At 29.0% G+C, this 21,453-nt stretch carries 17 protein-coding genes; 12 read left to right on the top strand and 5 right to left on the bottom strand.

Going from position 1 to position 21,453, the window contains the following annotated elements:
* From purD to CM240_RS10545, 5 genes are all read left to right on the top strand, one after another.
* Nucleotides 1–1,251: a phosphoribosylamine--glycine ligase gene (gene purD, locus CM240_RS10565; RefSeq protein ID WP_044039012.1), complete on the top strand. Its 1,251-nt coding sequence runs from the start codon at nt 1–3 to the stop codon at nt 1,249–1,251.
* A 254-nt stretch (nt 1,252–1,505) separates the two neighbouring features.
* On the top strand, nt 1,506–2,990 hold the full coding sequence (locus CM240_RS10560; protein ID WP_044039011.1) for a methyl-accepting chemotaxis protein: 1,485 nt from the start codon (nt 1,506–1,508) through the stop codon (nt 2,988–2,990).
* Nucleotides 2,991–3,024: 34 nt separating this feature from the next.
* A complete protein-coding gene (locus tag CM240_RS10555; RefSeq protein WP_051483808.1) occupies nt 3,025–4,497 on the top strand; it encodes a methyl-accepting chemotaxis protein in 1,473 nt (490 codons plus the stop codon).
* Nucleotides 4,498–4,612: 115 nt separating this feature from the next.
* Nucleotides 4,613–6,100 (top strand): methyl-accepting chemotaxis protein, encoded by a 1,488-nt coding sequence (locus tag CM240_RS10550; RefSeq protein WP_051483807.1) that lies wholly within the window; start codon nt 4,613–4,615, stop codon nt 6,098–6,100.
* A gap of 87 nt (nt 6,101–6,187) precedes the next feature.
* On the top strand, nt 6,188–6,862 hold the full coding sequence (locus CM240_RS10545) for a uracil-DNA glycosylase (protein ID WP_044039010.1): 675 nt from the start codon (nt 6,188–6,190) through the stop codon (nt 6,860–6,862).
* Between the two features lie 160 nt (nt 6,863–7,022).
* Here the strand turns inward: CM240_RS10545 and CM240_RS10540 are convergent, their stop codons facing one another.
* A complete protein-coding gene (locus tag CM240_RS10540) occupies nt 7,023–7,247 on the bottom strand; it encodes a hypothetical protein (protein ID WP_051483806.1) in 225 nt (74 codons plus the stop codon).
* Nucleotides 7,248–7,406: 159 nt separating this feature from the next.
* Here CM240_RS10540 and CM240_RS10535 point away from each other — a divergent pair, with 159 nt between their 5' ends.
* Entirely contained in the window at nt 7,407–9,179 is a 1,773-nt protein-coding gene (locus CM240_RS10535) for a bifunctional homocysteine S-methyltransferase/methylenetetrahydrofolate reductase (protein ID WP_044039009.1), read from the top strand.
* A 54-nt stretch (nt 9,180–9,233) separates the two neighbouring features.
* Here the strand turns inward: CM240_RS10535 and CM240_RS10530 are convergent, their stop codons facing one another.
* Nucleotides 9,234–11,144 (bottom strand): beta-propeller domain-containing protein, encoded by a 1,911-nt coding sequence (locus tag CM240_RS10530; RefSeq protein ID WP_044039008.1) that lies wholly within the window; start codon nt 11,142–11,144, stop codon nt 9,234–9,236.
* Nucleotides 11,145–11,162: 18 nt separating this feature from the next.
* Complete coding sequence (locus CM240_RS10525; protein WP_044039007.1) at nt 11,163–11,672, bottom strand: RNA polymerase sigma factor; 510 nt, start codon at nt 11,670–11,672, stop codon at nt 11,163–11,165.
* 175 nt (nt 11,673–11,847) lie between these two features.
* Here CM240_RS10525 and CM240_RS10520 point away from each other — a divergent pair, with 175 nt between their 5' ends.
* Nucleotides 11,848–12,747: an Rpn family recombination-promoting nuclease/putative transposase gene (locus tag CM240_RS10520; protein WP_044039006.1), complete on the top strand. Its 900-nt coding sequence runs from the start codon at nt 11,848–11,850 to the stop codon at nt 12,745–12,747.
* Between the two features lie 466 nt (nt 12,748–13,213).
* Here the strand turns inward: CM240_RS10520 and dapB are convergent, their stop codons facing one another.
* Nucleotides 13,214–13,969, bottom strand: coding sequence for a 4-hydroxy-tetrahydrodipicolinate reductase (dapB, locus tag CM240_RS10515; protein WP_044039005.1), 756 nt, complete (start codon nt 13,967–13,969; stop codon nt 13,214–13,216).
* A gap of 12 nt (nt 13,970–13,981) precedes the next feature.
* On the bottom strand, nt 13,982–14,860 hold the full coding sequence (gene dapA, locus CM240_RS10510) for a 4-hydroxy-tetrahydrodipicolinate synthase (protein WP_044039004.1): 879 nt from the start codon (nt 14,858–14,860) through the stop codon (nt 13,982–13,984).
* 365 nt (nt 14,861–15,225) lie between these two features.
* On the opposite strand from dapA, the gene CM240_RS10505 reads away from it, so the two are divergent.
* The 5 genes from CM240_RS10505 to CM240_RS10485 all read left to right on the top strand — a co-directional run bounded on the left by CM240_RS10505 (nt 15,226) and on the right by CM240_RS10485 (nt 21,188).
* Entirely contained in the window at nt 15,226–16,152 is a 927-nt protein-coding gene (locus CM240_RS10505; protein ID WP_044039003.1) for an ABC transporter permease, read from the top strand.
* A 14-nt stretch (nt 16,153–16,166) separates the two neighbouring features.
* On the top strand, nt 16,167–17,111 hold the full coding sequence (locus CM240_RS10500) for an ABC transporter permease (RefSeq protein ID WP_044039002.1): 945 nt from the start codon (nt 16,167–16,169) through the stop codon (nt 17,109–17,111).
* 12 nt (nt 17,112–17,123) lie between these two features.
* Nucleotides 17,124–18,170, top strand: coding sequence for an ABC transporter ATP-binding protein (locus tag CM240_RS10495; protein WP_044039001.1), 1,047 nt, complete (start codon nt 17,124–17,126; stop codon nt 18,168–18,170).
* Nucleotides 18,171–18,178: 8 nt separating this feature from the next.
* A complete protein-coding gene (locus CM240_RS10490; RefSeq protein WP_044039904.1) occupies nt 18,179–19,162 on the top strand; it encodes an ABC transporter ATP-binding protein in 984 nt (327 codons plus the stop codon).
* A 385-nt stretch (nt 19,163–19,547) separates the two neighbouring features.
* Entirely contained in the window at nt 19,548–21,188 is a 1,641-nt protein-coding gene (locus tag CM240_RS10485; RefSeq protein WP_044039000.1) for a peptide ABC transporter substrate-binding protein, read from the top strand.
* The last annotated feature ends 265 nt before the right edge of the window (nt 21,189–21,453 follow it).

Here is a 21,453-nt window from a genome sequence, read left to right as displayed (position 1 = left end):
ATGAAAGTTTTAGTTTTAGGTAGCGGTGGAAGAGAACATGCTATAGCATATAAATGTGCAGAAAGTTCAAAAGTGGAAAAGGTATATGTGGCACCAGGGAACGGTGGTACAGCTATAGAAAACAAATGTGAAAATGTTAATATATCTAAGATAGATGAATTTGTTGCTTTTGCTAAAAAAGAAGCTATTGATTTAACAATAGTAGGACCAGAAGTATATCTTGTAGAAGGTGTTGTAGATACATTTAAAAAAGAAGGTTTAAAGATTTTTGGACCAGGTAAAATTGGAGCACAGCTAGAAGGAAGTAAGTCTTTTTCAAAGGACTTCATGAAGAAATATAATGTTAAAACTGCTGCATATGAGGTATTTACAGAAGTTGAACCGGCTATAGAATATTTAAAGACTGTAGATTATCCAATAGTAATAAAAGCAGATGGACTAGCTGCAGGAAAAGGTGTTGTAATAAGTGAAACTTATGAAGATGCTGTTTCTACTGTAAAATCATTTATCGTTGATGATGTATTTAAAGGTGCGGGGCAAAAGATAGTAATAGAAGAATTTTTAACAGGACCTGAAGCATCAATTCTTGCCATTACTGATGGTAAGACTATGTTGCCATTTATATCTTCAAAAGATCATAAGAAAATTCATGAAGGTGAAACTGGACCAAATACAGGGGGAATGGGAGTTATAGCTCCAAATCCATACTTTACAAAAGAAGTAGAAGAAGATTTTATAAAGAACATAATGAATCCAACATTAGAAGGTATAAGAGAAGAAGGATTTGACTTTACAGGAATAGTATTCTTTGGTGTAATGATAACTCAAAAAGGTGTTTATGCTTTAGAGTATAATGTAAGAATGGGAGATCCTGAAACACAAGCAGTACTTCCACTTATGGATAGTGATCTTGTAGAAGTTATTGAAAAAGCTTTAGATGGTAAGTTATCAGAAGTAACATTAGAGTGGAAAAATGGACATTCTTGTTGTATAACAGGAGCATCAAAAGGATATCCAGCAAGTTATCCTACTGGTTTTAAAATTACTGTTAATGATAAATTTGCTTCAAAATTATTTATAGCAGGAGCAAAAGAAGAGGATGGAGAGCTTCTTACTACAGGAGGAAGAGTTCTAAATGTAGTAGCTATAGATAGTACATTAGAAGATGCTAGAGCTAAAGCTTATAATGATATGAAAAACGTAGATTTTGAAGGACTTTATTATAGAAAAGATATTGGTGAAATAAAATAAATATTATTAAAATGTAAAATACTGTTGCATAAAAACTTAACTTTATGCAACAGTATTTTTTTATATTAGAATCTGTTCTAGATAAGTAGTGGTGAATTATAATAAATTACTGTTAATAATTTCAAATAAAATGTTTACATATGGTAATGATAGATTTTTCTTGAATTTCCTATTAAAAAATAGTGATAAAATTATAAATTTTAATGAAAAAACTCCGATATAAAAAAATAGAAAAATAAAAAGGGGAGATTTTCATGAATGATAGTACTGCATCTATAATAAATTTTGCAAATAGAAAATCTATATTTATCAGTTGGATTATATGTATATTTATGGATATATCTTTGATTAGCAATTCTTTTGAAGAAGGATCACGCTGGTGGGTAAATGCCATTTATATTATCTTAATACAAATTCCTATAATATTGGCCACAATAGCTTATAAGAAGAATAATAAAAATTATTTTTCAGGTATATTAACTTTTTTATCATCATATTTAGCTTGGGGAATAATATTTTATAGAACAGAAAATATAGAAATATATGTTTTCGTATTAGTGATATCCGCAATATACTGTACTTATTCAGATAGGAGACTAGTAGTTATCCTTGGGGTGATGGCATTAGTTTTAGAAGTTGCAAAAAGTATATATGATTATAATAGATTAGATAATTTCAATTTTTCATTATATACTACTATGATTATAGCTTCAGTATCATTTTATATTATTATGTATATCGTAACTAATGTAATTGACAGTAATATTAGTAATTCTATAGAGAATTTAAGAAGAGTTGAAGAAGCGAAACAAAAACAAGATGAAATTGCAGCAGAAATAAAGAAGACTATAAAAGTTGTATCAGAAAATTCTAATGAGATAGATAGAATTGTTGAAGAGATATCTACTTCATCTGAATCAGTAGCTTTTGCAATAGAAGAAATATCAAAAGGGGCTACTACTACAGCGGAAGATATACAAATGCAATCTAGTCATTTAGATAAAATAAATTCAGATATAGAAGAATCATCAAAGGCATGTGATTTGATGGAAAAATCTTCAGAAAATGCTTACACAGTAATAAAGCAAGGAGAAGATATTTTAAAAGAGCTTATTGAAGAATCTAATATAGTTACTGATAATACAAAAGAAGTATATGGTATTATGAAGGAACTTTTAGAAGAATCAAAAGAAATAGCAGATATTACTGGTGTTATATCTGGAATAGCAGGTCAAACTAATCTTTTAGCATTAAATGCATCTATAGAAGCAGCTAGAGCTGGAGAAGCAGGAAAAGGATTTAGTGTCGTTGCAAATGAGGTAGGTTTACTTGCAGATCAATGTAAGGAAGCAACTAAGAATATTGATAGTATTGTAGTAAAGCTTCAAAACAAGTGTAATAAATCTAGTGAAGTAGTTGAAAGACTTACTATAAGTAATGGAAAACAAAATAGTTTAGTAGAAGAGACTGATACTGTTTTTGGTAAAATAAATAATGAAATTAGTGAAATAATGAACAAGAATAATTTAGTTAAAAACAGTATAGATGAGGTTGTGAAATCAAGTGATATAATCACTGCATCAATAACAAGTATATCTGCTGTATCAGAGGAAACTATGTCTAATTCAGAAGAAACTGCAGCAATGTCTAGTGAATATATAATTCATTCTAATCATGCAAGAAAATTAGTTGGAGAATTAGTGAAGGTTATAGAACAATTAGAAAAAATAAGCAATTAATATATAAGCACAAAAGAAGAGGAGAAAAATTAAGATGGATAATCAGAAAAAGTTTAATATGTATGCTAATAAGATGAATTTAATTGTTTCATGGATATTAGCAATTATAACAGACTTAGGCTTATTATTGTCTGTTTATATGGGGAGAATCAATCCAATAGTTGTTGTAGGAATACTTTCATATTTGCAGATAATGCTAATTGTAGCTACTGTTACTTACAGAAAAGATAAATCAGATAGTAAAGTAGGAATGCTTTCATTTTTTTCTCTATATATACCATGGGTACTAACTATATTTGCTAGTAAAGAACTAATAATGTACACATTTGCATTTCCGTTATTAACAATATCTGCTTTATATGCAAAAAAGAATAGAACTATTTTTTTCATCTCTCTAACTTCAGTTATAGAAGTTATTAAGATAATATTAGATGGTATTGTGAATATAAGGGAGAATTTGATAGCTTATATAATTATGTTAGCAGCTTCAGCAGCATTTTTTATAACTCTATATATAGTTGTTACAGTTATTGAAAAATATATGAGGGTATCTGGTGAAAACCTACATGAAATTATGAAAGCAAAAGCTAAACAAGAAGCTGATTTTGAAAGAAATATAAGAATAGCTCAATCTGTAAGTGAAAATTCCAATATAGTAAGTAATTTAGTAGAAGAAATAAAGAGTTCTACAGAGGCGGTTACTTGTGCTATAGAAGAAATAGCGCAAGGAGCTAGTACAACTGCTGAAGATATACAAAGTCAATCTGAAAGTGTAGAAGAGATACAATCAAAAATAGAAGGGGCAGTTGAAGAATGTAATATTATGGATGAAACTTCAAATAACGCTTCTGAAGTAATAAATGAAGGTACGGATATAGTTCAAAAACTTACATTAGAATCAAATATTGTTACAAGAAATACAGAAGAAGTAGCTAAGTTAATGGGTGAATTACAAGACGAGTGTGAAGAAATAGCTAGTATTATATCAGTGATTCAAGGTATAGCAAAACAAACTAATCTTTTAGCATTAAATGCATCGATAGAAGCAGCTAGAGCAGGAGAAATGGGGAAAGGTTTTAGTGTAGTAGCTAATGAAGTTGGAACTTTAGCTGGACAATGTAGTGAAGCAACAAAAAATATAAGTGACATTATTAATAATCTTCAACAAAAAGCTAACAAATCTACAGATGTAGTAAGTAAGTTAACTATTAGCAATAATGTACAAAATGAATTAGTTAATAGAACAGAAGAAGTATTTAATAAGATTGACAAGGATGTAGAAAGTATAATATTAGGAAATGAAAAAGTAAAAAGTAGAATTATAGATATATTAAAATCTAATGATGTTATTGTAAAATCTATAACAAATATATCAGCTATTTCTGAAGAAACTATGTCCAATACAGAAGAAACTTTAGCGATGTCAAATGAAAATATTACTCAAGCTAATGAGACAAATAGATTAATAAAAGAGTTAGTTTCTATCGTTAATGAGTTGATAAAATAATAATAAAGAAGCTATTATAAATTCAAATGAATTTTATAATAGCTTCTTTATTAAGAAATTTATATTAAATACGATAATAATAATGATAACTATATTCATCTAGGGGGGACATAAATTGGGAAATAACGAAAATAGAATAACCAGATTTGCCAATAGATTATCAATAACAGTAACTTGGATTATGGTGGTATTAATATCAATATTAATGACAATGTCATTTATGATGGGGAGACTTGGTAAAGGTATTTCTATATCAATTATAGTAGTAATTATATTAATGCATATTTGTTCTACAATAATTTATATTAGAGATAAAAGTAGTAATTATATAAAATATACTACTTTTGCTACTGTATTTTTACCTGTATGTGGGGCTTTAATGGGGACTGATGAACTTGTAGTCATTACTTGTTTATTTTGTGCAATAATTACATATGTTAGTTATGCTGATAGAAAATTAGTATTTTCCTTTATGACAATAGGAGCTATATTAGAAATTATTAAGATAATATATGATATATATACTGGGAATTTAGCAGAATTTATGTCATATATAATAATGGTAGCTACAACAATTGTTTTTTATATTGTAGTTTATTTTATAGTAACCTTAAACTGTTTATATATAAAAAAAGTGGATGATAATTTAAGCGAGATTTTAGCTGCTAAAGAAAAACAAGAAAAAACAACAAATAAGATTTTAGAGAGTAGCAATGTAGTTGTAGAAAATTCAAGTAAAATTAATAATATTATAAATGAAATAGCACAGTCTTCTAGATTAGTATCTACAGCTATTGAAGAGATAGCACAGGGGACCAGTGGATTAGCAGAAGATATTGAAAGTCAATCTGAAAATATAATTAAGATACAAAGGGAAATAGAGGAATCGGTAAAAGCTTGTGAAGATATGAATAATGCATCGATTACCACCTCTAATGTTGTAGATAAGGGATCAGATATAGTAAACAAGCTATTTGATGAATCAAGAGTCGTTACAGAAAATACAAATGAGGTATATAAATTAGTTAATGAATTTAGAGAGGAATCTAATGAAATAGCTAATATAACGTCAACTATTACAGCAATAGCTAATCAAACTAACCTTTTAGCATTAAATGCATCAATAGAAGCTGCAAGAGCAGGTGAACTTGGAAAAGGATTCAGTGTTGTTGCTGAAGAAGTTGGAAGTTTGGCATATCAATCTAAAGAAGCTACAAAGAATATTAATATGATAATAAAAAGATTACAAGATAAAAGCAATAAATCTAATAAGATGGTAGAAGTGCTAAGGGAAAGTAATGGTGTTCAAAATTTATTAGTTGAAGAGACTAAAATAATTTTTGAAGATATAAATGCTAACGTTAATTCTATAATTGAAAAAAATGATTTTGTAAAAGATAGTGTCAATGAAGTTATGAATTCTAATGAAGCAATAAGTAAAGCAATCGCTAATATATCAACAGTTTCAGAGGAAACTATGGCAAACACAGAACAAACTTTTGCTATGTCTAATGAACATATAGAGCAAGCTAAAAAAGGGGAATCAATTATATCAGAATTAGTAGGAGCAATTAACGAATTGAAAGATATAGATAAAGAATAATGGATAATTAAATTCTATGCACTTGAATAAATTAACTTGTTATGAAAGAATAATATATATGAAGTTAATTATATGAGGAGTGTAGCTATGGTTGAATTTAATAATAAATGGGATGATATATTATCAGGGGAATTTTCTAAGGATTATTATATAAATCTTAGAAAATTTCTTATTGATGAATATAAAAATAAAAAGATATATCCTAGTATGTATGATATATTTAATGCTTTAAAATTAACATCATATGAAGATGTTAAAATAGTTATATTAGGTCAAGATCCTTATCATGGAGAGAATCAAGCTCATGGCTTAGCTTTTTCTGTAAATAAAGGAATTAAGATTCCACCATCTTTATTAAATATGTATAAGGAATTGCAAAATGATTTAGGATGTTTCATCCCTAATAATGGATATCTAGTACCTTGGGCAGAACAAGGAGTTTTGCTTTTAAATACAGTATTAACAGTTAGAGAAGGGGAACCAAATTCTCATAAAAACAAAGGTTGGGAGATATTTACTGATAAAGTTATCTCAAAATTAAACGAAAGAGAAGATCCTATAATATTTATATTATGGGGAAATAATGCTAAAGAAAAACTAAAACTTATAACAAATAAGAGCCATTTTATTTTAACAGCACCACATCCTAGTCCGTTATCAGCTTCAAGAGGATTTTTTGGATGTAAACATTTTTCAAAAGCAAATGATATTTTAAAATCACTACATAAAAAAGAAATAGACTGGCAAATAAATAATATATAAATAAGAATAAAAAAGTAGTATTAAGAATATAATAACATTATACGTAAGGTTTTTTTTAAGTGTTGTAAGATATATAATTATTTTGCAACACTTTTTTTTAGAAAGATAAATAAAAAAAGAGGTGCCTAAGGCACCTATTTGGAAATTCGTGGGGTAGAAATTAACTAAAGCTAGAATTTTCATTACATAGAATTTTGTTTTTAAGATGATTAATGGCATCTTCTCTTCTTGCTTGAATATCCTTAGCTTCTGCTATTTTATTAGGAGAAGAAATATTACTATGGGTTTCAAGGTGTTTAGCTGTTCGAGTATAATTTTCTACCAAATTAATTATTTCATTCAATCGTAATTCTTGATTATTTAATTTAGTATTTTTATTATTCAATTTAAACACCTCCCTAGTACAATAATATTATTTGAGAGTGGAGAATAAATAATACTATAATAATAATGGTATATTAACCAAAATTAAAAATTTATTATATACAAAATAAGGAGTATGATAAAATTATATAGATATTAATTTTATTAAATGGGGGCTATAATGATAAAAGATTATTTAAAAGATAAAATATTAGTAACTGATGGAGCTATGGGGACTTATTATATGAGGGACAAGGTAAATGCTGTGCCTTGTTGTGAGTTAGCTAATATACTTAATCCAGAAGAAATAAAGAAAATTCATATGGAATACATAGAAGCAGGAGCAAAACTTATAAGAACAAATACTTTTGCTGCTAATAGAGAAGCTTTAGATGTTACCGATGAGGAATTGAAAAAGATAATAGTTAATGGATATAAAATAGCAAAAGATGCTGCAAAAGGAAAAGAAGTATTTGTAGCAGCTTCTATAGGTCCAATTAGAACAAATGTTGAAAAAGATGTGGATATATTTTCCGAATACAAATATATTGTGGATAATTTTCTAGAAGTTGGAGCTGATATATTTGTTTTTGAAACATTTAGTAAATTAGATTACTTAGATAAAATATCTACGTATATAAAAGGTAAAAATAAAGATGCTTTTATAATAACTAATTTTGCAATCATGGGTGATGGCTTCACTAGAGATGGAGTTAGCTTAAACAAAATTATAAGTGAAATAAAAACATATAAATCTGTAGATATATATGGATTCAATTGTGGATCTGGTCCAACACATTTATATAAATTGTTAAAAGAGATAGATATAAAAGATGATATAGTAGCAGTATTACCGAATACTGGATATCCTGAAGTTATAAATGAAAGAACTATATATCCTAATAATCCAGAGTATTTCGGATATAAGATGATGGATTTTAAGAGATTAGGATTTAGAATTCTTGGTGGGTGTTGTGGTACAAGCCCAGAACATATTAAGAAAATAGTTGAAGCATTAAATAGAAATGATAAATTAGAAATAAAAAGATATAAACAAGAAGAAGGTAATAACAATATCACTTTAAAGAAAGAAAATAAATTTTTAGGAAAGTTAAAAGAAAATAAATTTGTTTTAGCTGTTGAATTGGCACCTCCTTTTGATACGTCTATAGATAAGATGATGCATTGTGCCAAGGTATGCAAAGATAATAATATTGATTTAGTTACAATACCAGACTCGCCAATGTCTAAAGTAAGAGTTGATTCAATTATCCTAGCTACAAAGATAAAAAGAGAAATTGGTATAGATGCAATGCCTCATATATGTTGTAGAGATAAAAATACTAATGCAATAAGATCTGGTCTTATGGGAGCTCATATTGAGGATATAAGAAATGTATTAGCACTTACAGGAGATCCAATGTCTGATATTAATAAGTTAGAAACAAAGAGTGTATTTAATCTTAATTCATTTAAACTTATTAATTTAATTTCTGAGATGAATGAAGAAGTTTTCACTGATGATAATATAGCTATTGGTGGTGCATTAAATTTAAATGTTAGAAACAAAGATATTGAAGTTTCAAGAATGAAGAAAAAGATAGAAAGAGGAGCAAACTTTTTTTTAACACAACCTATTTATGATGATGAAACTTTTGAATATCTTAAGAAGGTGAAAGAGGAAAATAACGTAAAAATATTAGGAGGCATCTTACCAATAGTAAGTTATAAAAATGCTCAATTCTTAAATAATGAATTGCCAGGAGTGCATATACCTGAGAAATATCTAAATAGATTTACACTAGATATGGACAAAGAGGAAGCGGAAAAAGTAGGAATAGAGATTGCGGTAGAGTTAGGCAATAAGATGAAAGATATTGTAGATGGATTTTATTTTATAACACCATTTAAAAGAGTGGAAATGATAATAAAAATCATAGATAGAATTATATAAATAATGTACGCCACAAAAAAAGTCCACAACTTCAACATGAAGTCGTGGACTTTTTTAGTTATTAGATAATTTAATTTCACTAATTTTATCAGAGGTATCTAAATTAAAACTTTGAATTCCTTCGCCTAATGAAACAATATATAATGTATTTCCTATATATAATCCTCTAGTATCATTATTAGACTCTAGATTCAAATCTGTACTTATTTTACTAATAAATCCTTTTTCTTTATCATAGGAGTAAGTTAAATATTTATGAAATGAATTGTTATAATTAGAATATCCAGTAGCCTCAAAGCCAAATATATTTTTAGTTGTATCTATGAAAACAGTCTTATGATTATAAAGGGCATCAGAGTAGCAAAATTTATCTAATACTAATTTATTTACTTCTTTAACATTGCTAGGATCTGATATATCAAACATTGATAATTTTATGCCTATCTCTTCATTAGTATTCTCGTCAATTTCCATACCAATACCTAATAGTAAGTTATTATCGTAAGGATGAAGATATGATGAGAATCCTGGTATTTTTAGTTCACCTAAAATTTTAGGTTCTTTTGGATTAGACAAATCTACAGAAAATAGAGGGTCCGTTTCTCTAAAGGTAACAAAATATCCTGTATCCCCTAAAAATCTTGCAGAATAAATACGTTCATTAGGGGCTAAGTCCTCTATAGAACCTATAAGTTCTAAATTTTCATCTAATATATATAATGAATTTTTCCTAGAAAAATTTGAAGATGAAGTAGCGAAAGATTCAATTGTAGATACTAATCTTAAATTATCATTATATTCATCCATAGAGAAGGAATTATTTAATATTCCCTTTATGATATTAGAAGCTTTAGCAGTTATAATACCATTATCATAACTAAATTTAATAATCTCTGTTTCCGTTGAAAAATTTTCTTTTCTGTTCCATAGGCTAGAATAAATATAAATATTTTTTTCACTAACATAAAAGTCATTACCAGAAGCGACTATTGCTTTTTTATCAGTAAAATCTTTTGGATCAGATATTTTTAAAGATGTAATTACAACATAAGATGCATTGTCAGGTGATGATGGTATTAGTATGCAATCAGAAGGCATAGCTTTATTATTTAAGTAAGGAATATAATCTTCTGTAGTATCTTTGTCTTCTATATCATTAATATAGAAATTTGAAAACATATATAAATAGTCATCAACTAACCTTGAACTACTATAATTACCAGTAGAAGTTACAGTGTTTATTAAAGAAATTTTATTTTTATTAGATATATCATATATAGATGTGGAAATAACGGTATTACAATGAAGACCACATATAGCTTTTTTATTAGAGGTAGTGCTTTTTGAAGTATTAGATTTATTACCTATTACTACAAGAATATTTCCACTAATATATATTTCATCTATATAGTTATTATCTGTACTAATTGTAGAAATTAACTTCATGTTGCCGTTATTTGTTTCTACTATATTTATCTTATTTCCATTAGTAGAATAGATGTATTTTTCATCATTTTTAATAATATCCCCTTCGTCGACGCCATCAACTTGTGTATTGGTTGTGGAAAAATCTTCAGTTTTTGATGTATCACAACTTCCCATAGAGGTATCATCAGATTCTTTTATACTATCATAAGTATCAGTGGAGCTTTTTATACCTGGAATTTTAGAGTTGTTACGTTTCTCTATAGCTTTAAAAAGGGAAAAAATTTCGTTGTAATTCTCTGATGAGTTAATAATATCAGAAGTGGTTTTTATTTCATTATTGTTAGCTTTTATGATAAAACTGCAAATAACAATAAATGCTAATGTAGCAGCTATAGTAGCGAATTTTAAGTAATTATTCTTATTGAAGCTTTTTTTAGATTTAAGTTTTTTTTCAATTATATCTGGTGATAATGTGTCAGGAATTTTTAAATTATCAGATTCTTTTTTTATTTTATCTATAATTTCCTTATCATTCATAAAGTATTACCTCCATAATTATTTTAAAAGTGGTTCCATTTTCTTAAGACCACGACTTATTTTAGATCTTACAGTGTTAGCATTAACTTTTAATAGTTTTGAAATTTCTATGCTAGTGTATCCAGCAAAAATAGAAAGTGAAATCATTAGACGTTCCTCAGAAGATAGGGTAGAAAAAGCATTTTTTAGATCGTTGCTTTCAGATAAATCCTTATGTAAAAATTCAATATTATTATCTAAAGGCAATAATTTTTCCTTGCTATATTCTTTAAGCTTTGATTTGCATTTGTTTGTTAATATTTTAAAAATCCAATACTTAAATGAAGAATTCTTTCTCAGTTTATTTATATTATTAAATGCAGAAAGAACAGTATCGCTAACTATATCTTCAGCATCCTCTTTACTCTTTAGTGTATAAAAAGCAAATTTATATAAATCCATATAAACTAATTTATATAATTTTGAAAAAGCAGTAGTATCTTTTTTCTTAGCAGCTGCCACTAATATATCATACTGATCAGTATTCATTGCGCCCCTCCTTACAATAAATTGTTTCATATATATAGTGTATTAAATGATATGAAGTGTTGCAAAAAAGTTTTATATTTATGATGAGATTTATGGTGTGTTGTATCAAAATGTATACTAATATATAATATTGGTAATGATTATACTAAAGATAAAGTTATAATGTGGAGGAAAAATGGGTAATAACAACTTTTATATGAAACCTAAAAATGATTATGTATTTAAGAAGATTTTTGGGGATGAAAGAAATTCGGATATTTTAAAGTCACTTTTAGAATCCATATTAGATAAAAACATACAGTCTGTAGAAGTAATTAATGGAGAAATACCAAAGGGAAATATAGAAGATAAAAAGAGTATTTTAGATATTAGAGCTACTATAGATGATAATATTCAGGTAGATATAGAGATGCAAGTTTCAAGAACTATTTATATGCCAGCTAGAAGTTTATATTATTGGGCAAAGATGTATTCAGAGCAACTAAATATAGGCGAAAAATATAATGGATTAAAAAAGACTATATGTATTAACTTCGTGGATTTTGAAGCAACAAAAAGTAAAAACTATCATAGTGTGTATAAGATAATAGAAAAAGATCAGGGATATATTTTAACGGATGTCATGGAATTGCATTTTATTGAAATGAATAAATTAGATAATGATTATGATGATGACAAATTATCTCAGTGGGTGAGATTTATAAAAGGTGACTCAAGAGAGGAGATGGAGAAGATGGCTATTGCAAATAAAGATATTGATAGAGCTTTAGAAGTATTAAACACTATGACTATGAGCAAAAAGGAAAGAGCAGCATACTTATCAAGAGAAATGGCTCTTCATGATGAAGCTACTAGAATTGCAGAAGCTACTGAAGAGGGAATGAAGATAGGCATAGAAAAGGGAATAGAGAAAGGTATAGAACAAGGTATAGAACAAGGTATAGAACAAGGTATCGAGAAGGGCGAAAGATTAGCGCAAGTAAGAACTGCAAAAAACTTAAGAAGTTTAGGTGTTGATGTAGAAGTTATTGCAAAGAGTACAGGATTATCTGTAGAAGAGGTAGAAAAACTATAATAATTAACATATAATAAAGGACTGTTGAATTAATAAGTAGAAACTTGTTAGCAACAGTTCATTTTATTGTGTCGCAAAAAAGAGTACAAATATTTTAGTGTTGTTTTTAGATAACATAATATAAAAATACTTGTCCTATGCAATTAAATAATTTAAATTACCACCACTTAACTATAACAGGTACTAATATCAACATAACTATGTATATCTCAAATATTAATTTATAAAGCTATATGAAGGTGAAACCTTCATTAGCACCTGTAATTACTTCCATATCAAATGTAACTAACTTAAGAAAACCAGTCTACTCTATACCCCAAAACTCAAACACTTATATTCTAAGAAATTCTGCAGGAATTTCATCCATACCTGTGCCTTGTACCCTCATACTTGTGCCTTGATAAAAAAAGCTGCCACACTTTTCTTCGTGTAACAGCTTCTTATAAATTTAATAACTATATTTAATTTAACTATTTAAAACATCATCCATATTATAAAGTCCAGTTTCTTTACCAGCCATAAATAAAACAGCTTTCATTGTACCTACAGCAAAAACTTCTCTTGAAGTAGCTGTATGTTTAAGTTCAATTGTTTCACTAGCACCGGCAAAGATAACTTCATGTTCACCAACGATAGATCCGCCTCTTATAGCGTGAACACCGATTTCTTTCTTTTGTCTCTTACAGTCGTTACCACTTCTTCCGAATACATATTCAGTTTCACCTTTTATTGCTTCTCTTATTGTATCACCAAGAAGAAGAGCAGTACCACTTGGAGCATCAACCTTTTGATTGTGGTGCTTTTCTATTATTTCTATATCATAATTTTCAAATAATGTATTTGAAATTTGTTTTAATATGTTGTTTAAAACATTTATACCTATAGACATGTTACCAGATCTAAATAATGCTACAGTTTTTGAAGCTTCTTTAATTTGTGCTACTTGATCATCAGAAAAACCAGTAGTACAAATTATTGCAGGAACTTTTTTGCTAGTAGAAAAATCTAATAAGTCACTTAAAGTTTCAGGTCTAGAATAGTCTACTATTACATCAACATCAACATTAACATCTTTTAAAGAATCGAAAAGTGGATATGTGATTTCAGGGTCCTTATATTTATCTACACCACCTACAACTTCGATGTTGTCATATTTTTTTGATTCTGCATAAACAGCTTTACCCATTTTGCCGCTAGCACCAATTATTAATAATTTTATCATATATATACCCCCTTAAATTAATCCATAAGATTTTAATGAAGCTTCAAGTGATCTTAAATTACTTTCTTCCATATCAACAAGAGGAAGTCTTAATGGACCTACGTTGAAATTCATTAAATTTAATGCAGTTTTCACTGGAATTGGATTCGTTTCAATAAATAAATTTTTACATAAATCTAAAGTATCTATTTGAATTTGTAATGCTTCTTTAGTTTTGCCTTCCATATAAAGAGCACACATATTATGAACTTCTTTTGGTACTATATTAGCAAGAACAGATATAACACCAGCACCACCTAAAGAAAGTATAGGAATTATTTGATCATCATTTCCACTATATATTAAGAAATCTTCTCCACATAAAGCTCTGATTTCAAGTACTTGAGATAAATCCCCAGATGCTTCTTTAACACCTACTATATTAGGAAGCTTTGATAATTCTTTTACTATAGAAGGTTTAAGATTTAGACCAGTTCTACTAGGAACGTTATATAGTATTATTGGAATATTAATATTAGAACTTATAGCTTTAAAATGTTCTATAACACCTTTATCAGAGGATTTATTATAGTAAGGAGTTATTACAAGTACTCCATCTACCCCTATTTCTTCACACCAAACACTCATAGATATCGCTGCTGATGTATTATTACTACCGCTACCAGCAATTACAGGAATTCTACCATTAACTTTTTCTACTGTAAATTTAATAGTAGATTTTTTTTCTTCTTCTGTCATGGTAGTTGCTTCACCAGTTGTTCCACATATTATTATGGCATCAGTATCATTTTTTATATGATATTCGATTAATTCTTCTAATTTTTCAAAATCAACACCATTATCATTAAAAGGGGTTACTAGTGCAACTCCACTACCTTTAAATAATTTCATATATCATTCTCCTTTGAGATAAAATACTTAATTCAACTATTATATTATATAACGTTATTAAAAAGAATTGTAGGACTTTTTAATAAAGAGATAATTAAAAAGTAATAATTAAAAAGTAATAATTAACAGATGAAATATATTATTACTGGTTAATGTCAATAATATTATAAAAATAGATATATTATAGCAATTAATATTTTATTAATAAAAATCCTTCATAATTATATATTTTTTAAATATAAACATGCAATATTGAGATTATTAGTTGACAAATTGCTAAAATTTAATATAATAATTCATATACCAAAAAAAGATAAAAACACTTGTTTTTTTACGTAAAACAAATAGAACGTGGGGGAAAGGATATGGCAAAATATATTTTAAAAAGATTTTTTAGTAGTATTTTCACTATATTTGTAGTAATTACTCTAACATTTTTCTTGATGAGACTAATGCCTGGTGGACCATTTGATGGTGAAAAGATGACACCAGAGATAAAAGCAAACTTAGAAGCTAAGTATGGATTGGACAAGCCACTTGGTGAACAATATCTGATGTATATGAAAGACTTGGCAAAAGGTGACCTTGGAGAATCAATGACATTTAAAGGAAGAAAAGTTACCGACACAATTACTAATTCTTTCCCAAATTCAGCAAAAGTAGGATTAGTTGCAGTTGTATTTTCAGTAACGATGGGAATATGTCTTGGAATTATAGCGGCACTTAATAAAGGGAAATGGCCTGATTCATTATGTATGGTTATTGCAACTTTAGGTATAACAATACCAAGTTTCGTAATAGGTACAGGTATGATATATATATTTGGGGTTCAATTAAAGTTGCTACCTCCAACAGGATTTAGTTCTTGGAAACATTATATAATGCCAGTTATTGCACTTGCAGGAAGCTCAATGGCATTTATAACAAGACTTACAAGAAGTAGATTATTAGATGTTATGAAATCTGATTATATAAGAACAGCAAAAGCAAAAGGTCTTGGACAAGGGAAAATTATTTTTAAACATGCATTAAGAAATTCATTAATACCAATAATTACTTATTTAGGACCATTAGTAGCAAGTATTCTTACAGGAAGTTTCGTAGTAGAAAAGATATTTGCTATTCCAGGGCTTGGAAATGAATTTGTTCAATCAGTTACAAATAGAGATTACTCAATGTTATTAGGGGTTACAGTATTCTTCTGTACACTAATTATAGTATTTAACTTTATAGTAGATGTTCTTTATGTGGTAATTGATCCAAGAATCAAATTAGAAAATACTGAAGGATAGTTAGGAGAAAAATAATGGAAGAAAATATTAAAATTGATAAAGAATTATTTACTCCGCTCACAGCAGAAGAAAAGAAAGTTGATTCTGTAGTAAGACCTAGTGTGGGATATTGGAAAGATGCATGGAGTAGATTAATAAGTAATAGAATGGCATTAGTATCATTAATAATAATAATTGTTATTATGTTAGCAGCATTTATTCTACCGTATTTTTTACCATTTACTTATGATGGTACAGATCTAGCAATAGCAAACCAAACACCATCAAAAACACATTGGTTTGGTACAGATCAATTAGGAAGAGATATTTTTGTAAGAGTATTATTTGGAGCAAAATATTCATTAATTATAGGTATAGCAGCAGCAATAATAAATTTATTTATTGGTGTACTATATGGAGGAATAGCAGGGTTTATAGGTGGAAAAGTAGATAGTATCATGATGAGAATAGTAGATATTTTATATTCAATTCCACTTACTATATATGTAATAATTCTTATGGCGATATTATATGATCCAAATTCAGGGAATAGTGGACTTGGAACAATAATTTTAGCACTTTCAATATCTTATTGGATAGGAATGGCTAGAATTGTAAGAGGGGAAGTCCTTCAATTGAAACAACAAGAATTTGTACTGGCAGCTAGAGCTCTTGGAGCATCAAAGGCTAGAATTCTTTTGAGACATTTAATACCAAACTGTATTGGTTCAATTATAGTAACTATGACGTTACTTATACCAGAAGCTATATTTACTGAAGCATTTTTAGGATTTATAGGTATAGGTCTTGTACCACCATTAGCATCATTAGGAACATTAGCTAATGAAGCACAAAAAACAATTTACACTTATCCATATCAATTATTATTCCCATCAATTATGATTTGTTTAATAATTTTAGCATTTAACTTATTTGGTGATGGATTAAGTGAAGCACTAGATCCTAAAAATAAGAAGTAGGAGGAAATAATAATGGAAAGATTATTAGAAGTTAAAGATTTAAAAACCTCCTTTAGCACAAAGTTTGGAGATGTACAATCTGTAAGGGGAGTATCTTTTCACTTAGATAAAGGGGAAGCACTTGGAATAGTTGGAGAATCTGGCTGTGGTAAAAGTGTAACTATGATGACACTGATGAGATTACTTGCCGACAATGGAAAAGTTGAAGGGGGAGAAATACTTTTCAATGGCAAGAATTTAACTAAGATACCGGAAAAAGAAATGCAAAAAGTTAGAGGAAATGAAATTGGAATGATATTTCAAGATCCGATGACTTCATTAAATCCTTTATATACAATAGGAAATCAGCTTATAGAACCTTTAATGACACATAAGGATATGTCTAAAAAGGAAGCTAAAGAAGCTGCTATTAAAATGCTAGAAATGGTTGGAATTCCTAGTCCAGAGAGCAGAATGAAACAATATCCACATGAATTTTCAGGTGGTATGAGACAAAGAGCTATGATTGCTATGAGTCTTATTTGTCAGCCAACTATGATAATAGCTGATGAGCCTACAACTGCTCTAGATGTTACAATACAAGCTCAAATCCTTGATTTAATGAAGGATTTAAGAGAAAAATTAGGGACAGCTATAATTCTAATTACTCATGATCTTGGAGTTGTGGCAGATGTTTGCTCTAGAATAAATGTTATGTATGGTGGAAAAATAGTAGAAACAGGAACAACAGAAGATATATTTTATAGAGCAAAACACCCATACACTTGGGGACTTTTAAATAGTATTCCAAATCCAAAGAGTGAAGTAAGAGAAAAATTAAGACCTATTGAAGGTCAACCGCCAGATTTACTTAAGCCACCAACAGGATGTGCTTTCGCTGCAAGATGTGATTATGCTATGAAGGTATGTTTAGAAAAACAACCACCTGAATTCAATGTAGGTGAAGGTCATAAGTCAGCTTGTTGGTTATGTCATGAAAATGCACCAAAGGTAGAAAGTCCTATAAAGAGATATGACTTCAGTAGAGAAAAAGCTACCGATATAAGGAGTGAAAAATAATGGCGAAGATGGATAAAGAAAATAAGAACGATATAGTATTAGAGATACAAGACTTATGCAAATACTTTCCTGTAAAGAAGGGGATATTTGAAAAGAAAAGTTATGTAAAAGCAGTAGATAAAGTTTCATTTACTCTTAAAAGAGGAGAAACTTTAGGATTAGTTGGAGAATCAGGTTGTGGAAAAACTACAACGGGAAGAACAATATTGAAATTATATAACCCAACATCAGGAAAGATAATTTTTAATGGACAAGATATAACAAATTTAAGTGAAAAACAAATGGTACCACTTAGAAGAAAAATGCAAATGATATTCCAAGATCCATATGCATCTCTTGATCCGAGAATGACAGTAGGAGATATTATTGGAGAAGCTATTGATATTCATGGACTTTATAAAGGTGAAGAGAGAACAAAAAGAATAAGAGAACTTTTAGAAAGAGTTGGTCTTGTAGGAGATCATATCAATAGATATGCCCATGAATTTTCAGGTGGACAAAGACAAAGAATAGGTATTGCAAGAGCTCTAGCAGTAGAACCAGACTTTATAGTTTGTGATGAACCAATATCAGCATTAGATGTGTCAATACAAGCGCAAGTTATAAATATGTTAGAAGAACTACAAGAGGAATTAGGATTGACATATCTATTTATAGCTCACGATTTATCAATGGTAAAACATATTTCTACTCATATTGGAGTAATGTATTTAGGAAGATTAGTTGAAAAAGGAACTAGTGAAGAAGTGTATTCGAAACCACTACATCCATATACTAAGGCTCTTTTATCAGCAGTTCCGGTACCAGATCCTGAGCAAGCTAAGGCTAACAAGAGAATTGTCTTAGAAGGAGATATACCATCACCAATAGATCCACCACCAGGATGTAGATTTAAAGGTAGATGTAAATTTGCAAAACCAGAATGCGGAAAAGTAGATCCAGAATTAAAAGAAGTAGAACCAGGACACTTTGTTGCCTGTCATCTATACTAAAATCAGTGCACATATATCATGGCACAAGGCACAGGTATGGATGAAATTCCTGGGGAATTTCTGAAATTTTAAGTGCTTAGTTGAATAATATAAGTTAGGCTATGTCTCTTGCTTATATCACAGTTGATATAAAAGTTATTATAGGAGGTTAGTGAAGGGTTTAACTTCATATAGCTTGGTGAATCGTTAGATTTATAGTAAAGATGCGAACACCTTGCTGTCCGCAGGACTATGATATTTTCCCCACAGGGGAAAATTAACCTTACTTGTGCCTTCTAACCTGTGCCATAATAAATAAAGTTATCGCTAATAAATTTTTATTTATTAATGCGACATCTCGCACATTCACTGTGCACTGAAATTTTACATAAGAGGAGAAGGGAAAATGAAGATGAGTAAACTAAAGAAAGCGCTTGCTTTAGTTGTTGCAGCTACTATTAGTGCTACATTATTAGTAGGTTGTGGCGATGATAGCAAGTCAGGGAGTAATGAACAAGTATTAACTTATAATTTAGGAGCAGATTCAAAGACTTTAGATCCAGCATTAAATACAGCTGTAGATGGCGGTATTGTAATAGTTAATGCTTTTGAAGGATTATGTAGAACTGATGAAAAGGATAAAGCCATTGAAGGTGGAGCTAAATCATGGACTATATCAGATGACGGATTAACATATACTTTTAATCTAAGAGAAGATGCTAAATGGTCAAATGGTGATGCAGTAACAGCTCATGATTATGAATATGCTTGGAAAAGAGTATTAAATCCAGAAACAGGTGCAGAATATGCATATCAAATGTATTATATAGAAGGTGCAGAAGCATACAACACTGGTGAAGGATCAGTTGATGCTGTAGGAGTAAAAGCTATTGATGATTATACTTTAGAAGTAAAATTACATTCACCAACTAGTTATTTCTTAGAATTAACAGCATTCCCATGCTATTTCCCAGTAAACAAGAAAGTTGTTGAAGCAGATTCAGAATGGGCAACTAAAGTTGATACATATGTATCTAATGGTCCATTCAAGATGAGTGAATGGAATATGAAAGATTCTTTAGTGTTTGTTAAAAATGATAATTATTATAACAAAGAAGAAGTTAAGTTAGATAAGTTAGTTATGAAAATGGTTCTTGATGAAACATCAGCATATGCATCATTCCAATCTGGGGATTTTGACATGATAGAATCAGTACCATCATCTCAAATTGAAGCAGGTTTAGCAGATGGAACTTTTGTTAAGTATCCTAATTTAGGAACTTACTTTTTAGTAGTTAATGTAAATGGTGATAATGCTAGTGATGATGTAAAGAAAGTACTGTCAGATAGTAAAGTTAGAAAAGCGTTAAATTTAGCTATAGATAGAGAATCTATTGTTAAGAACATAACTAAAGGTGGCCAAATTCCGGCTCATAGCTATGTACCAGAAGGAATTCCATCTAATGATGGTGAAGATTTTGCATCAAAAGAATACTTTAATCCATCTGGTGATGTGAAAGAAGCACAAGCTCTTTTAGCTGAAGCAGGATATGAAAACGGTCAAGGATTCCCAACAATTACTTTACTTTATAATCAAGAAGGGGATCATGGAAGTGTAATGCAAGCCATCGCAGATATGTGGAAGAAGAATTTAGGAATTAATGTTTCTTTATCACAACAAGAATGGAAAGTATTCCAAACTACGAGAACTCAAAAGAAATATCAAATTGCAAGACATGGATGGTCTGGAGACTATGTAGATCCAATGACATTCTTAGAAATGTGGACTTCATCTTCAGCATTGAATGATGCTGGATTCTCTAATGCGGAGTATGATGAGCTAATCAGTGAAGCAATATCAGAAATGGATGCTACAAAGAGAGAAGAACTTTTACACAAGGCAGAAGATATTTTAATGGATGAGATGCCAGCAATTCCACTTTATTATTATACTAAGGTAAAAGGAATTAAGCCTTATGTTAAGGATGTTCAAGTATCACAACTTGGTTTTGTTTATTTTGATAAAGCATATATAGATGGCAAATAATCTATTGAGGGTATCGTATTAATTGCGATATCCTTAACTTTAAGTCGATATAAATAGAAAAATGATAAATTAATGCAAAAATAATGACGAATTTTCCAAATGCGTCTTGCAAAAGATAGTAATTTGCATTAATATATTCATATAAAGTATAAATTTGCAATTTAATGTGTTAAATTGCAAAAACTAATACAAGTATAATTTTTTTAGTTAAGCTTATGGGGAGCTTATTGGTATTAGTAATCCGATTCACTTGGTGAATTAGATA

The sequence above is a fragment of the Clostridium bornimense genome, from assembly GCF_000577895.1.
GTDB lineage: Bacteria > Bacillota > Clostridia > Clostridiales > Clostridiaceae > Clostridium_AN > Clostridium_AN bornimense.
Note: the sequence above shows the minus strand (reverse complement) of the source record. Positions and strands in the feature narration are given on the sequence as shown.

Excerpts from the sequence above, each read along its gene's own strand:
- CM240_RS10505 (WP_044039003.1), top strand. The coding sequence starts at position 15,226 with ATGGCAAAATATATTTTAAAAAGATTTTTTAGTAGTATTTTCACTATA.
- CM240_RS10545 (WP_044039010.1), top strand. The coding sequence starts at position 6,188 with ATGGTTGAATTTAATAATAAATGGGATGATATATTATCAGGGGAATTT.
- dapA (WP_044039004.1), bottom strand. The coding sequence starts at position 14,860 with ATGAAATTATTTAAAGGTAGTGGAGTTGCACTAGTAACCCCTTTTAAT.
- CM240_RS10525 (WP_044039007.1), bottom strand. The coding sequence starts at position 11,672 with ATGAATACTGATCAGTATGATATATTAGTGGCAGCTGCTAAGAAAAAA.
- CM240_RS10530 (WP_044039008.1), bottom strand. The coding sequence starts at position 11,144 with ATGAATGATAAGGAAATTATAGATAAAATAAAAAAAGAATCTGATAAT.
- CM240_RS10555 (WP_051483808.1), top strand. The coding sequence starts at position 3,025 with ATGGATAATCAGAAAAAGTTTAATATGTATGCTAATAAGATGAATTTA.
- CM240_RS10560 (WP_044039011.1), top strand. The coding sequence starts at position 1,506 with ATGAATGATAGTACTGCATCTATAATAAATTTTGCAAATAGAAAATCT.
- CM240_RS10500 (WP_044039002.1), top strand. The coding sequence starts at position 16,167 with ATGGAAGAAAATATTAAAATTGATAAAGAATTATTTACTCCGCTCACA.
- CM240_RS10535 (WP_044039009.1), top strand. The coding sequence starts at position 7,407 with ATGATAAAAGATTATTTAAAAGATAAAATATTAGTAACTGATGGAGCT.
- CM240_RS10520 (WP_044039006.1), top strand. The coding sequence starts at position 11,848 with ATGGGTAATAACAACTTTTATATGAAACCTAAAAATGATTATGTATTT.
- CM240_RS10495 (WP_044039001.1), top strand. The coding sequence starts at position 17,124 with ATGGAAAGATTATTAGAAGTTAAAGATTTAAAAACCTCCTTTAGCACA.
- CM240_RS10485 (WP_044039000.1), top strand. The coding sequence starts at position 19,548 with ATGAAGATGAGTAAACTAAAGAAAGCGCTTGCTTTAGTTGTTGCAGCT.
- dapB (WP_044039005.1), bottom strand. The coding sequence starts at position 13,969 with ATGATAAAATTATTAATAATTGGTGCTAGCGGCAAAATGGGTAAAGCT.
- purD (WP_044039012.1), top strand. The coding sequence starts at position 1 with ATGAAAGTTTTAGTTTTAGGTAGCGGTGGAAGAGAACATGCTATAGCA.
- CM240_RS10490 (WP_044039904.1), top strand. The coding sequence starts at position 18,179 with ATGGATAAAGAAAATAAGAACGATATAGTATTAGAGATACAAGACTTA.